12 protein-coding genes are annotated in these 13,956 nt (G+C 68.8%); 7 read left to right on the top strand and 5 right to left on the bottom strand.

Annotated elements, in window-relative coordinates:
• Positions 1-53 precede the first annotated feature (53 nt).
• Positions 54-1,382 carry a cation:proton antiporter gene (locus GVV04_RS18755; protein ID WP_201753604.1) on the top strand — a complete coding sequence of 443 codons (1,329 nt, stop codon included), beginning with the start codon at positions 54-56 and terminating at the stop codon, positions 1,380-1,382.
• A gap of 184 nt (positions 1,383-1,566) precedes the next feature.
• Entirely contained in the window at positions 1,567-2,655 is a 1,089-nt protein-coding gene (locus GVV04_RS18750) for a methyltransferase domain-containing protein (RefSeq protein WP_161689293.1), read from the top strand.
• 4 nt (positions 2,656-2,659) lie between these two features.
• Here GVV04_RS18750 and GVV04_RS18745 read toward each other — a convergent pair whose 3' ends face one another.
• Positions 2,660-4,129 (bottom strand): multicopper oxidase family protein, encoded by a 1,470-nt coding sequence (locus GVV04_RS18745; protein WP_161689292.1) that lies wholly within the window; start codon positions 4,127-4,129, stop codon positions 2,660-2,662.
• A 730-nt stretch (positions 4,130-4,859) separates the two neighbouring features.
• Here GVV04_RS18745 and GVV04_RS18740 point away from each other — a divergent pair.
• The 5 genes from GVV04_RS18740 (at position 4,860) to GVV04_RS18720 (ending at position 9,714) form a co-directional block, all read left to right on the top strand.
• Entirely contained in the window at positions 4,860-5,684 is an 825-nt protein-coding gene (locus GVV04_RS18740) for a class I SAM-dependent methyltransferase (RefSeq protein WP_161689291.1), read from the top strand.
• The gene (locus tag GVV04_RS18735) at positions 5,681-6,970 is read left to right on the top strand and encodes a class I SAM-dependent methyltransferase (protein WP_161689290.1); all 1,290 of its coding nucleotides are present in this window, start codon (positions 5,681-5,683) and stop codon (positions 6,968-6,970) included. Before GVV04_RS18740 ends, GVV04_RS18735 begins: the two co-directional genes overlap by 4 nt.
• The gene (locus GVV04_RS18730; RefSeq protein ID WP_161689289.1) at positions 6,895-8,151 is read left to right on the top strand and encodes a class I SAM-dependent methyltransferase; all 1,257 of its coding nucleotides are present in this window, start codon (positions 6,895-6,897) and stop codon (positions 8,149-8,151) included. Before GVV04_RS18735 ends, GVV04_RS18730 begins: the two co-directional genes overlap by 76 nt.
• Positions 8,152-8,268: 117 nt before the next feature.
• Positions 8,269-9,177 (top strand): glycosyltransferase, encoded by a 909-nt coding sequence (locus GVV04_RS18725; RefSeq protein ID WP_235966263.1) that lies wholly within the window; start codon positions 8,269-8,271, stop codon positions 9,175-9,177.
• 123 nt (positions 9,178-9,300) lie between these two features.
• Positions 9,301-9,714, top strand: coding sequence for a cupin domain-containing protein (locus tag GVV04_RS18720; protein WP_161689287.1), 414 nt, complete (start codon positions 9,301-9,303; stop codon positions 9,712-9,714).
• Between the two features lie 171 nt (positions 9,715-9,885).
• On the opposite strand, the gene GVV04_RS18715 is transcribed toward GVV04_RS18720, so the two are convergent.
• From GVV04_RS18715 to GVV04_RS18700, 4 genes are all read right to left on the bottom strand, one after another.
• Positions 9,886-10,842 (bottom strand): NAD-dependent epimerase/dehydratase family protein, encoded by a 957-nt coding sequence (locus GVV04_RS18715; protein ID WP_161689286.1) that lies wholly within the window; start codon positions 10,840-10,842, stop codon positions 9,886-9,888.
• Between the two features lie 202 nt (positions 10,843-11,044).
• Positions 11,045-12,073 (bottom strand): methyltransferase, encoded by a 1,029-nt coding sequence (locus tag GVV04_RS18710; protein ID WP_201753601.1) that lies wholly within the window; start codon positions 12,071-12,073, stop codon positions 11,045-11,047.
• A complete protein-coding gene (locus GVV04_RS18705; RefSeq protein WP_161689285.1) occupies positions 12,066-12,896 on the bottom strand; it encodes a phytanoyl-CoA dioxygenase family protein in 831 nt (276 codons plus the stop codon). The genes GVV04_RS18710 and GVV04_RS18705 overlap by 8 nt, the downstream gene beginning before the upstream one ends.
• A 102-nt stretch (positions 12,897-12,998) precedes the next feature.
• Entirely contained in the window at positions 12,999-13,832 is an 834-nt protein-coding gene (locus GVV04_RS18700; protein WP_161689284.1) for a TrmH family RNA methyltransferase, read from the bottom strand.
• Positions 13,833-13,956: the final 124 nt, after the last annotated feature.

Below are 13,956 nucleotides of genomic sequence, written 5' to 3'. Positions count from 1 at the left end.
TGGAAGTCGCACGATGAAGGGCCCGTTCACCGATCCCGCACGATGGAGAGTTGATGATCACGAGCGCCGCACCCGTGGCTCCCCTGGCTTCGCATCAGTTACTCCTGTTCCTTCTCGAAGCCGGGGTCCTGTTGCTGCTGGCCGTCATTCTGGGCCGGTTGGCGCAGCGCTTCGGCCTGCCGGCGGTCGTCGGCGAGTTGCTGACCGGGATACTGCTCGGGCCGTCGCTGCTGGGCCAGTTGGCGCCGTCCGTCGGGCATTGGCTACTGCCCAGTGAGCCGTCGCAGATGCACCTGCTGGACGCGCTCGGGCAGTTCAGCGTCGTGCTGCTGGTCGCCGTGGCCGGGCTGCACGTCGACCTGCGACTGATCCGGCGCCGCGCCGGCACGGTTGCCACGGTGACCATGGGTGGCCTCCTGCTGCCCCTTGGGTTGGGCGTGGCCACCGGCCTGCTGGTACCCGTGGCACTGTTGCCGGCGACGGACCAGCGCGTGATGTTCGCTCTCTTCCTCGGGGTGGCGATGGCCGTCAGCGCCGTGCCGGTGATCGCCAAAACGCTCACCGACATGCGGCTGATGCACCGTGATGTCGGTCAGCTCATCCTCGCCGCAGCGTCCCTGGACGACGCGTTGGCCTGGTTCATGCTGTCGGTGATCTCATCCATGGCGGTCAGCGCCCTCACCGTGGGGAACGTGCTGGCCTCGCTGCTTCACCTCGTCATGTTCATCGCCGCGGCGGTGCTGATCGGCCGCCCGGTGGTCAGGCGTGCGATGCGGTGGGCGAACGCCCAGCGCGACGTGGAACCGGCCGTCGCCATCGCGGTCATCACCGTCCTGCTGTTCTCGGCGGCCGGACATGCGCTCGGCCTCGAGGCGATCTTCGGCGCGTTGGTGGCGGGAGTCCTGCTCGGGCTGCCCGGAGGCGTCGAGCCGGCCCGGTTGGCACCGTTGCGTACCGTGGTGCTCTCCGTGCTGGCGCCGCTCTTCCTGGCCAGCGCCGGGCTCCGGGTCGACCTGCGCGCCCTCGCCGACCCGGTGGTGCTCGTGGCCGGTCTGGTGATCCTGGCACTCGCCGTTCTGGGCAAGTTCTGTGGCGCGTACCTGGCAGGCCGGCTGACGCGCCAGAGCCATTGGGAGGCGATCGCCCTCGGGGCGGGACTCAACTCACGGGGCGTCGTGGAGATCGTCATCGCGATGGTCGGGTTGCGCCTGGGCATCCTCAATACCGCCACCTACACGATCGTGGTGCTCGTCGCCGTCCTCACGTCCGTCATGGCGCCGCCGATGCTGCGGTGGGCGATGCGCCGGATCGAGCAGAGTGCCGAGGAGGTTCTGCGGGAGAACAACCAGGCGCAGTTGACCACGCGCCCGATGGTGATCTGAGGCTTGCGGCGATGCCCGGGACCGCCATGCTGCCCCGTGCAGCGCGCATCGCCAGGGCCGTCATCTGCCCGCGGCATCGAATCAGATCCAGGCGGTGCCGGTGGGTGCGGCAGTCGTCGGCCGCCATGAGGAATCGCGCTGGTACGTTCGGGCACGCGACGACGCAGGCCCGAGGGAGAGAATGGTGACGGTGCGGTTCTTGGCGCGGACCCTGCGCGGCCTGGAGGAGATCACGGCCCGCGAGGTGGCCGGGCGCGGCTGCCGGGTCGAGCACCGGCGGCACCGTGAGGTGTGGTTCCGCGCGAGCCGTCCGGAGCCGAACCTGCTCGACCTGCGTACCGTCGACGATCTGTTCCTGCTCGCGAGCGTGGCCGAGGACGCCGACCACACGAAGGCGGCCCTGGCCGCGTTCACACGCTTGGCGCGCGACGCCCCACTGCGGCAACTGCTTGAGGTACGGAAGACCTACGGCTACTCCACCCGGGCCGCGACACTCGATGTGGCGGCGTCTTTCCTCGGCCGCCGCAACTACAACCGGTACGACGTCGAGGACGCCGTTGGTGGCACCGCGGCAGCCCGGTTGGGCCTGCGCTACCACTCCCGCCGCAACGGCGAGGCGCCGCCGGAGGGCAGCCTCTCGCTGCGGGTCACCGTCGAGGGCACACAAGCGGCCCTGGCGGTACGGATCGCCGACCGGCCGCTGCACCGGCGGTCCTACAAGACATCCTCCACACCGGGCACGCTGCACCCGCCGTTGGCCGCCGCGCTGGCGTTGCAGGCCGGGATCCGCGCCGGGATGCGGGTGGTCGACCCGTGCTGCGGCACGGGCACCATCCTGCTCGAGTCCGGCGGACTGAGTCCGGGAGCCGTCCTGCTCGGCCTGGACCACGACCCGGCCGCGGTTCGCGCGGCCGCGGCCAACGCGGGGTCACTCGACGGGGTCCGCCGTGATTCGGCCGGTGCGACGCCCGGCGTCACCTGGGCGGTCGGTGACGCCGGGCGCCTGCCACTGGGTGCCGGCGCGGTGGACCGCGTGGTGAGCAATCCACCGTGGGACCGTCAGGTGCTGGCCCGCGGCGCTCTCGCGGATGACCCGGCGCGGCTCTTCCGGGAGATTCGCCGGGTACTTGCGGCCGGCGGCCTGGCCGTGTTGCTGCTGCACGAATTCGAAGAGCTGGCCGCGGCAGTCGACGCCGCCGGACTGGGCGTCGACGACGTACGGGTGGTCAGCCTGTTCGGCGCCCATCCGGCGATGGTGACGCTGTCCGGCTGAGCCGTCAGGGCACGACCTCCATCTGGGCCATCATCCCGAGGTACGAGTGCTCGGGGTAATGGCAGTGGTACATGTACCGGCCGACGAAGGGCGCGTCGAAGGTGACCTGGAAGCGGACGGAACCCTTGGGCGACACGTACACCGTGTCCTTGAGGCCGGTGTCCTCCGGAGCCGGCGGCCCGCCGTTGCGGCCGAGCACCCGGAAATGCACCAGGTGCAGATGGAAGGGATGGTCGAAGGGGAACGGATCGGTGTCGCCGTTGACGACGTTCCAGACTTCCGTGGTGCCTCGCTTGACCTGGATGTCGACCCGGTTGGGGTCGAACACCTTGCCGTCGATGAGGGCCGTCGGCGGCCGGCCGGACATGTCGAACCGCAGTTCCACGGTCCGCTCCACCGTTGGCGTACCCAGCGGCGGCAACTCGCGCAGGCGGTCAGGCACGCAACTGTTGTCGTTGACCTTGGCGGACGCCACGTCGAATCGCAGAATCGGGCTGTCGCCATCGAACAGGTAGACCGGGCCGTTCCCGCGGTGTTCGGCGAAGTCGATCACGATCTCGACCCGTTCACCGGAGGAAACCGCCAGCTCGGTGTGGGTGGTGGGAGCGGGAAGCAGGCCGCTGTCCGAGGCGATTCGGACCATCGTCTGGCCGCCGAGGTTGAGCCGGAAGACGTGCTTGAGGGCCGCATTGAGCAGCCGGAACCGGTAGCGGCGGGGAGCCACCTCGAAGTACGGCTGGACCTTGCCGTTGGCCAGGATCGTCGTACGGTTGTCGGGGCTGCCGAAGACGAACGCGCCGGATTCGTCGAACTGTGCGTTGCGCAACATGATCGGCACGTCGTAGCGCCCCTTGGGCAGGCGCAGGTGCCTCTCAGCGGGATCCTCGATGAGGTAGAAGCCGTGCAAGCCGCGATAGACGTGGTCGGCCTCGTAGGCATGGGTGTGGTCGTGGTACCACAGCGTGGCGCCGCGTTGGACGTTCGGGTATTCGTAGACTCGTGAGCCGCCCGGCGAGATCATGTCCATCGGGTGCCCGTCACTGCTGGCCGGCACGCGGCCGCCGTGCAGGTGTACGTTCGTGGGGCTGTCCAGCCCGTTGGTGTAGGTGATCCGGACCGGGCGATTGGTCCGCGCTTGGATGGTCGGGCCGACGAACGTGCCGCCGTAGGTGTAGGCCGGGGTGGACAGGCCCGGCAGGATCTGGACCTGCGTCGGTTGGATCGGGATTTCATAGGCGTCGACGCCACCGGCCTGAGAGATCGGCCTCAGTTGCCGTGGAACCGGCATCCGCTCGGTGAACGGGGTGACCGTCACCGAGGTCGCGCCGACCTCGCTGGCTGCCGGCAGCAGGTGATCCGCGTGCGGGTTCACCGGCGCTGCCTCGGCGGCCGGTGAACCCTTGAACAGCAAGCGGGCCGCCACACCGCTGGCGGTGGCGGTTCCGAGGGCGAGTAACTGTCGTCGGTTGAACATGGCTGGGCACCTTGTCAATGTGACGGGGCAGGGGACGCGTGCCGGATCTGGAAAGACTCACCGGACGTCGTAGTAATCACCTCAGGTGACACCGTCCGGCCGATCAGCGGCCGCCTCCTCCTGAGTCGGCACGACACCCGTCGCGGCGAACGCGGTCGATGCACGCGGCCCACCTGCCATGACGGCCTTTCGAGGCGGCGGGGTGAGTCTGGCATGAGAACAGCCCGCTGATCGAGCCCATCAGCGGAATGTCGGACCGAGTTCGTCGAACTCTAGTCAGTTTCCTATTCTTCGCGGTGTCCGGCGGCGCCGACACCCGCGTTCCTCGGCCAGTGTCATGGCGAAACCGAGATTGTGGGGAAAACACTAGTCAGTTGTCAGGCGCGGCTCGATAGGGTCGGATCAGGCGAGCCCAAGGTGAATGTCCGCGCCTTTGGCGGGCCCGGGGTCAAACCGCGAGCCGCGGACGTGGCTGGGGCTTGACATTCTCGGCCGAAAGGCAAACCCGCCGACGCTGACAGCGCGGAAGTCCTCGATTTCGCCGCAATCCGAAGGGGCAGGCTCAGCCTATGACCATGGTGGTGCGGCACCCGGCCGAGCGGGTCGAGTGCATCCGGATTACCCATCGGCACGACGCCGCTGCCGCGAGGTCGGTCCCGCTCACCTTGAGCGCTGCGCCTCTCCTGTCCGACCGGACACCGCCGGTCCACCGCGGGCAGGAGCTCCAGCGGTGATTAGCCTGCCGGGCCGGCTCCCAGGGCTGAACGCCTTGCTCGGGGGCATCTCGAAGCATCACGCGGAGCCGACTCTCGACGAGGTGATGGCCGAACGTTTCCGCGAACGGACGGATCCGCGCCGGGGCGACTGGGCCTACGCGCATTTCATCGATCTGCGCGACGCACTCGCCGAGGTGCTGGGCGACGCTTCCGGCAATTGGCTCGACTACGGCGCGGGCACATCGCCGTACCGGAACTTTTTCACCGCGGCTGAACTGAAGACGGCCGACATTCCCGGCGGCGAGTCCTACCCGGCCGACTACGCGCTCGACCACGACGGGCGCTGTCCGGCGCCCGACGCGACGTTCGACGGCGTGCTGTCCACCCAGGTTCTCGAACACGTGACCGACGCGGACGCCTATCTGCGTGAGGCGTTCCGGCTGTTGCGGCCCGGGGGTCGGCTGGTGTTGTCCACCCACGGCGTGTGGGAGGAACACGGCGGTCAGGACCTCTGGCGGTGGACGGCGGACGGTCTGGCCCGGCAGGCCGAGCGGGCCGGGTTCACCATCGACCGGGTGATGAAGCTGACCTGTGGCCCGCGTGGGCTGCTGCTCCTGCTGCGGTGGTACGGACGGGAGAACGGCTGGCCCGCGATCGGCCCGGTCGGGTTGGTGCTGCGGTCGCTGTGGTTGGTGGACCACCTGCTACCCAGTTCCCTGGACACGTATCTGGATCGCGCGTTCGGCGATCTCGGGATACGGGAGGGCCCGGACGCACCGTTCTATCTGGACCTTTTGCTCGTCGCCCGAAAACCCCACGCGAAGGAGACCGCTACGTGAGTCGGACCGCATCAGCGTACGACGAGAGCGTGGTACGACAGGTGAATGCGCGGACGGACTGCCGTGCCTGCGGCGGCACGCTCCGTATGATCGTCGACATCGGCGACCAGTATCTGCAGGGATCCTTCGTCAAGCCCGGGGCGCCCGAACCGCCTGCGGTCCAGTTCCCGCTCGAACTCACCCGCTGCGTCGGCGACTGCGGCCTCGTACAGCTACGGCACACCCTGCCCCCGGGTCTGCTGTACGACACCTACTGGTACCGCTCGCGCATCAACGACACCATGCGGACGCACCTCAAGTGGATCGCCGAATCCGCGGTCGCGACACTCGGCCGACCACTCCGGCGGGCCCTGGACATCGGTTGCAACGACGGCACCCTGCTGGAGAACCTGCGCGGGGCCGAGCTGTGGGGAATCGACCCGTCGAACGCGACGGATGACGCGCCCGAAGGAATCACCCTGATCCGGGACTTCTTCCCCAGCACGGCGCTGGACGAGTACGCCGGGGCGTTCGACGTCGTCACGTCGATCGCGATGTTCTACGACGTCGAAGACCCGGTGGCGTTCGCCCGCGCGGTGGAGCGGATGCTCGCTCCCGGTGGTGTCTGGGTGGTCGAAGTCGCCTACCTGCGCGAGATGCTGACGACCACCGGGTACGACAGCATCTGCCACGAACACCTGTCGTACTACTCGCTGTACACCCTGACCTTCATCCTGCGTCAGGCCGGGCTCGAGATCAGGCGGGCAAGCGTCAACGGGATGAACGGCGGCTCGATCTGCTGCTTCGTCACCCGGTCCACCGAGGGAGCCGACCACGCCGACGGGTCGGTGGCCGAGCTCGCCGCGCAGGAGCGCGAGCTGGGACTGGACCAGAGCGGGCCGTACGAGCGGTTCGCCGACAACGTGCGAGCGCACCGCGACGAGCTCGTCAAGATGTTGCATGGTCTGCGCGACAACGGAAGCACCGTGCACGTCTACGGCGCCTCCACCAAGGGCAACACACTCCTGCAGTACTGCGGGATCGACCGCACGCTGATCCCGTACGCCGCCGAGCGTAACCCGGACAAGGTCGGCGCGCGGACGCTCGGTACGGACATCGAGATCATCAGCGAGGCCGACTCGCGGGCCCGGCGCCCGGACTACTACCTGGTTCTGCCGTGGCACTTCTACGACGAGATCGTCGCGCGCGAAGCGGCCATGCTGGCGGCCGGATGCAAGCTGATCTTCCCGCTGCCCAGCTTGCGGGTCGTTCAGGCGTCGAGGACCGACACGCGGGTGGGGTCGTGACAGGCTCGCTCATCCAGCGTCTGCTCGCCATGGCGGACGCTCCCGACCCCGGTGCGCACCTCGCGGCCGAGGATCCGGAATCAGTCGTGGCCATGGCCATCGCGGAGGTGGCCGGCCGGACCGTCCTCCACCCGGGCCCGGCAACACCGCTGACCGTACAGTTCGACGTGGACGTCGCTGGTGCTCGACAGATCTCCTACCTCTTGGCGGCCGGTCCGGACGGGGGCCAGGCGCGGCCGGGCCGGACCGACGATCCGTGGGTGCGTATCCGGTACGACCTGGCGGCGCTGGTGCGGGACGTGTTCGGGCCGGCCGGCCCGTGGACCGGCACCGGCCGGGACGTGGTGATGAAGGACGAGCCCGGCCCGGTGGAGTACAAGCCTAACGACCCGTGGCTGGTGCGGCGGGAAGAGGCGACCCGTGCGGCTTACCAGACTCTTCGCGCGTGCGAGCCGTACCGCGGCGACCTGGCCGCGCTGGCACTGCGGTTCGGCTCGGACAAGTGGGGTGGGCACTGGTACACCTCCCACTACGAGCGGCATCTGGGCGGGTTTCGTGACCACCGGGTGAACCTGCTGGAGATCGGCATCGGCGGCTACCACGAGCCGGATGCCGGTGGTGCCTCGTTGCGCATGTGGAAAAACTACTTCCATCGCGGCAGCGTTTACGGGCTCGACGTGTACGACAAGTCACTGCTGGACGAGCCACGGCTCACCACGCTCCGTGGCGACCAGGCCGACCCGGCGATGCTCGCCGACCTCGCGCGGCGGTACGGCCCCTTCGACATCGTGATCGATGACGGCAGCCATGTCAGCAGCCACGTCATCACCGCGTTCGAGGCGCTCTTTCCCCATGTGCGCCCCGGCGGCGTGTACGTGATCGAGGACCTGCACACCTCGTACTGGCCGGAGTGGGGTGGAAACGGCACCGACCTGGCCGACCCCGCCACATCGGTCGGCTTCCTCAAGACGCTCGTCGACGGGTTGCACCACCGCGACCGCATCCATGACGGTTCGTACCAGCCGACGTATCCGGACCTGACCGTGACCGGGCTGCATCTCTACCACAATCTCGCGTTCGTCGAGAAGGGGCGCAACACCGAACAGGCCAACGCCGCGTGGCGGCCGCGGAACGACCCGATGCGCGATCTGCCAACACCGCAGCGGGTAGCGGAGGAGTGAGGACTCATGCGCGTCGTGTTGGTGACGATGGCACTGCGGGTACCGACGGACCCGAGCCACTGGATCACGGTCCCGCCGCAGGGCTATGCCGGTATCCACTGGATCGTGGCGAACCACATGGACGGACTGCTCGAACTCGGCCACGATGTGTTCCTGCTCGGTGCGCCGGGCACGACACCGGTCTCACCGGCGGTCACCGTGGTGGACGCCGGTGAGATCGAGGACATGCACGCCTGGCTGAACAGCCCTGAAGCGTCCGTGATCGACATAGTTCACGACTTCTCCTGCGGGCAAATCGATCCCGACAGGCTTCCCCGGGGCATGGCGTATCTGTCCACCCACCACCTGACCGGTAAGCCGAAGTATCCACGCAACTGTGTGTACGCCTCGTACGCCCAACGGGCCCAGGCGGAGAACGACGTCGCGCCGGTCGTCCGCATCTCGGTGAATCAGGCGCGCTACCCGTTCCAGGCCGACAAGGACGACTATCTGCTCTACCTCGGTCGGATCTCGGAATGGAAAGGCACCTACGAGGCGGCGGCCTTCGCCAGCGCCGCCGGGCGTCGCCTCGTCGTGGCGGGCCCGTCCTGGGAAGAGGACTACCTGGCCAGGATCATGCGCGACTTCGGGGACAGTGTCGACCTTGTCGGCGAGGTGGGGGGTGAGCGGCGGCTCGACCTGATCTCCCGCGCGACCGCGATGGTGGTCCTGTCGCAGAGCACTATGGGGCCGTGGGGCGTGGTGTGGTGTGAACCCGGATCGACCGTGGTGTCGGAGGCCGCAGCGTGCGGAACGCCCGTCATCGGTACACCGAACGGATGCCTGGCCGAGATCGTGCCCGCAGTCGGAACGGTCGTGCCCGAGGGCTCGGCGTTCACCGCCGAACAGGCCCGGAGCGTCGTGGCGGCGCTGCCCGATCCGGATTCGGTCCGGGCAGCGGCGCTGAAGCAGTGGGACTACGTCGTGGTGGCCAAGGAATTCGAGACGATCTACCACGATGTGCTCGCCGGTCGGACCTGGACGTGACATCCGGGTCACCTGGGACGGCGAGACGACGCCAGATGGCAGCGACGCACATGCCAGTCGGCCGGCGGCCGGCACCGAGTACCCGTGATGTCCTTCCGTGACCATTGACGATCGGAGTTCGTTGTGAAGATCGAGGTCCTGCAGCCGAGCTGCAACCTGGACACCATCCGGGACGGCCGGGGCGGCATCTTCACCTGGGTGCCACCAGAGCCGCTTCTGGAGTTCAACCTCATCACCATGCACCCCGGCAAGGTCCGTGGGCTGCACTATCATCCGCACTTCGTGGAGTATCTGCTGTTCGTCGACGGGGAGGGGGTGCTGGTGACCAAGGACGATCCCGACGACCCCGACTGCCCGGAGGAGTTCATCCACGTCGCCCGGGGAACGTGTACCCGCACGCCCATCGGCGTGATGCACGCGGTGTACTCGATCACATCGTTGTCCTTCGTGGCCATGTTGACCCGACCGTGGGACGAATGTGATCCGCCGATCGTCCAGGTGCAGCCGCTGCCGCACACCATCGCGGCGCAGGACTGAGAACCCGGCGGGTAGGTGCTGTCGGCACCGTCGGCGGAGCGGTGAAACCGCGTCAGCGGCGGTTCCATGGGCACGACGTCGTCATCCACGACGCGCAACGAAGATCGCCCCGTCGGCCGAGCCGGCGGGGCGGCTTGCTGGTGAACCATTGACGATGGCCGAAGGTGTCGGTCACCGGTTTCCGACCGGGTGGCCTTCCAGCGCGTGGCGCCAGAGCGATCCGATCGCCTCGGACAGCGTCCGCCGCGGCGTCCAGCCGAGCAGGTCACGTGCCGGCCGCAGGTCGACCCGGGTCCAGTCCTCGGTGCCTGCGGCCGAGGCCGGGGCCGGGGCCGGCAGTTCGATCACGGTGGCCGGCACCTGGCTGATGTCGATGAGCATGGTGACCAGCGTGCGCACGGACACCGACTCGCCCCGACCGATGGCGATGGGTACGGTCGTGCCGGGCACCCGGATCGCGGCCTGGATCGCATCGGAGACATCGCGCACGTCCACGTAGTCGCGGCGGGCCTCCAGCGCGGTCAGTTCGATGTTCGCGTGCCCGCCACGGAGTGCCGCGTCAACCAGACTGCCGGCTACCAGGCCGAGCAGACTGGCCGGTGGCACACCCGGGCCGGTGACGTTGGCCAACCGCAGCACCACCGGGTCCACGGTCCCCGCCGCCGCGGCCGCCAGCACGGCCTCGGTCGCGGCGAGCTTGAACCGGTCGTACTCGCTGGCGGGTCGGGACGACCGCTGGGCGGCCTCCGGCGCGTCCGGTGAGGCGAGCCCACACTCCAGCACCGATCCGAGGTGCACGAATCGTGGCACCAACGAGGTCATCGCCAGCGCCGTCAGGATGGCTTGGGTCGCCCCGACGCAACTCGCCTCGAGGCCACGTCCGGTCAGACCCCACTTGCCACCCGTGGCGTTGACGACCGTCGCCGGGCGCTCGGCGGCCAGCATCGCAGCCAGTTCCCCGGCCCGTACCCCCGAGACGTCGATCGCCCGGAACCGGTACCCGGTCGTGGCCTTGGGCGCGTTTCTCGCCACGACGAGCACATCGTGCCCCGCGGCCACGAGGTCCTTCGCGACCTGGCGCCCCAGAAAGCCGGTGCCTCCGAATACAATGACGCGGCTGTCGCTCACCCGTACCTCCTGGCTGACTCGTGGCTACCCGGCCGGCGGGGCCCGCCCGCTCCGAGCCGTCGCAGCGGGCGCCGATCTCCGGCTGGTTGACGACCGACTGACACCAGTTCGTCCATGCCCGCGTCGAATCGGCCCAGGGCAGGTCGACCTCCGCGGACCGGCGGCAGTGTCCTGTCGACGACGACGACCGGTTCGCCGACGGTCATTCGGGACGGATCTCGATCCAGTGGAAGCCCGTGGCGGGCAGCGACCCGACCCCGGCGATCCGCAGACCCGCCTTGGCGCAGAGGCCGGCGAAGTCGTCCCTCGTCCGCTCCATTCCCTGACCGTTGACGAGCAGGCCCAGATCGGTGAGGTAGGCGGTGGAGTTCTGCCCGGGCAGCACGGTGTCCGGCAACAGGTGGTCGACAAGCAGGATGCGTCCCTGTTCCGTGGCGGCGCGGGCACAGTTGCGCAGGATCACCGCGGCATGCTCGTCGTCCCAGCCGTGGATCACGCTCTTGAGCAGGTACAGGTCGCCATCGCGCGGAACCTCGGAGAAGAAGTCTCCGGTTTCGACCCGGCAGCGTGTCGTCAGACCTGCCGCTTCCAGGTTCTGCTCGGCCGCGACGACACCGGACGGGCTGTCGTACAGCACCCCGCGCAGCCGGGGGTGCTCGGCCAGGATCTCGACGAGCGACGTTCCGTCGCCACCGCCGACATCAACGACCGTCTGGAAACGGCCGAAGTCGTACGCACCGGCGAGCACCCTGGCGACTCCCCGGGTGCCCTGACTCATCGCGGCGTTGTACAGCTCGGACAGCTCTGGATGGGACGCCAGATAGCCGAAGAAGTCGATCCCGAACGCCTCGTCGAAGGCCGGGCCACCAGTGCGCAGGCTGAACTCGAGGTTCTGCCACGCGCTCGTCATCGTCGGGTCGGTCAGCATCCGGGCCAGCGGGTACATCGATCCCGGCTGGTCGCTGCGCAACAGTGCGCCCACGGGAGTGACAGTGAACCGGCCGGGGCGGGGTTCGGCAAGCAGGTCGAGCGCGGCGAGCGCACGCAGCAGTCGCAGCATCGGGCCCTCCTGGAAGCCGTACTCGGCGGCGACACCGGCCGCGTCCCGTTCCCCGCCGCCGATCGCATCGGGCAGCCGCAGCCGGACCGCGAGCGCGACCACGTGCGTCGCCATCCCGCCGAACACCAACCGCAGCACGGCCGGCCACGGGGAGCTCGCGGCGCTATCCACGGGCGAGACCCGCCCGGATCGCCCGCTCGACCGGGACGTACTGCCCGTCGGCGCGGTCCAGGTCGAACTCGCCCTCCGGCTGCAGCGAGGGCTGTGCCATGAATCGAGGGCTGGTGCCGGTGTTGGTAATTGGCGTGTGCACCAGGAACGGATGGCAGAGGTAGGCGTCACCCGCCCGCCCGGTGGCCATCGCGTGGGGACGGTTCGCGCCCACGTTGCCGCAGGCGAGGTAGGTCCCCTCGGCACCGTAGGGCTCCAGCAGGGACGGCACGTCCAGGTGCGAGCCGACCCGGACCAGCGTGGGCGCGTCACGCTCGCCGGTATCGGAGTAGAGGAGCAGCACCAACAGGGCCCGGCCACGCGAAACCAGGTTGCTGCGGAAGATCCGGTCGTAGTCCGGCGGCACAAGCGGGAGTTCGCCTTCCCAATCCTGACTGCCGCTCATGGCGGCCGTGCCCTCAGGGCTGAGAAAGCTGGCGTCGATGTGCCAGCCGTAGTCCTCGGCCTGTTCCGGATCCCGGTCCACCGGAAAACGAATCGGGAACGTCCCGACCATGTCCAGCGGTCGCCACCGTCCCGCCCCGACGAGCTGGTCGTACGCCTCGACCAACGCCGGGGCGTTGGCGCTTCGCACGAACGCGTCGTCGCCCCGCAACCCGAGCCGGACGACCTCCCTGGTCCAGGTCGAGCGGTCGTCGGGATCCATGTCGAGTTGCTTCCAGAGCAGATTGCGGCACTCGGCGGCGAGCACGGTGGAGAAAGCGTTCGGCACCCGGACGAAGCCGTCGGCGACGAAGCTCTCGATCTGCTCGGCTGTCAGCATGCGCGCCTCCTCATGAAACTCCCCTGCCGACCGGTTATATCCTGACGGCGCCGACGGTAGGCCGTTCCCGCCGAAGACTAGCGATTCCACCAGAGGTGACGGTCACGCCCGTTGCCGGGTGATCTCGTACAGAGTGATCGACGCGGCGACGGTCGCGTTCAACGAACTCGCCGACCCGACCATGGGGATCCGGAGCACCGAGTCGCAGTTGTTGGCCCAGAAACTGCTCATGCCGCTCGTCTCGTTGCCGACCACGACCGCGGTCGGTCCTGCGAAGTCGTGATCCCAGATGTCGGTGACCGCATCCTCACTCGTTCCGACCAGCGCCATCGCGTCGATCGTCCGCAGCCATTCCAGCACGGCGGCCGGAGTCTCGACCCGTACCGCCGGAACGGCGAACAGTGAACCGCGGCTCGCCCGGACCGTCTTCGGGTCGTAGAGGTCGGCCGCCCGGCCCGCGACGACCACCCCGTCAACGCCCAGCGCATCGGCCGAGCGTAGGAGCGAGCCCATGTTGCCCGGACTGATCGGACGGTCAAGCACCACCAGAACGCCGTTCGGGCGTACGCGGAGCCGGGTGAAGTCGTCCGGAGGGATCGCGACGACGGCGATCAGCTCGGTGGTGTCCTCGTCCTTTCCCGCGAGATCGCGCAGCAGCTCCGGGGACAGCCGGATCACCTCGTCGGCGACCTGCCCCTTGACCAGGTCACGCGCCCACTGCGATCTCAGGTCTCCCGCGTGCAGCAGCGCCCGGACCCGCCAGTGGTGCGCGATCGCCTCGTTGATCGGGCGTACGCCCTGCACCAGGAACTCGCCCAGCCGGTGCCTCGTGTTCCGGTTGGTCAGCAGCGCCTCCCACTGCTGAAATCTGGCGTTGCGCCGCTCCAGCCGGGCCTCCACGCCACGCCTCCGCGGCCCTTTGTCGATCTTGGACATGGCTGAAACCCCTCCCACGAAACCGGCTTGCGTGCACTGCGGCGGGACAATCCTGCCGGTCGTCCGCACGGGCTGGCGGGCCGGGGACAACTGCCGGAAACTTCGCGAGAGCCACCCGTCCCCG

It is taken from the genome of Micromonospora rubida, assembly GCF_009908295.1.
Taxonomy (GTDB): Bacteria; Actinomycetota; Actinomycetes; order Mycobacteriales; family Micromonosporaceae; genus Micromonospora; species Micromonospora rubida.
Note: the sequence above shows the minus strand (reverse complement) of the source record. Positions and strands in the feature narration are given on the sequence as shown.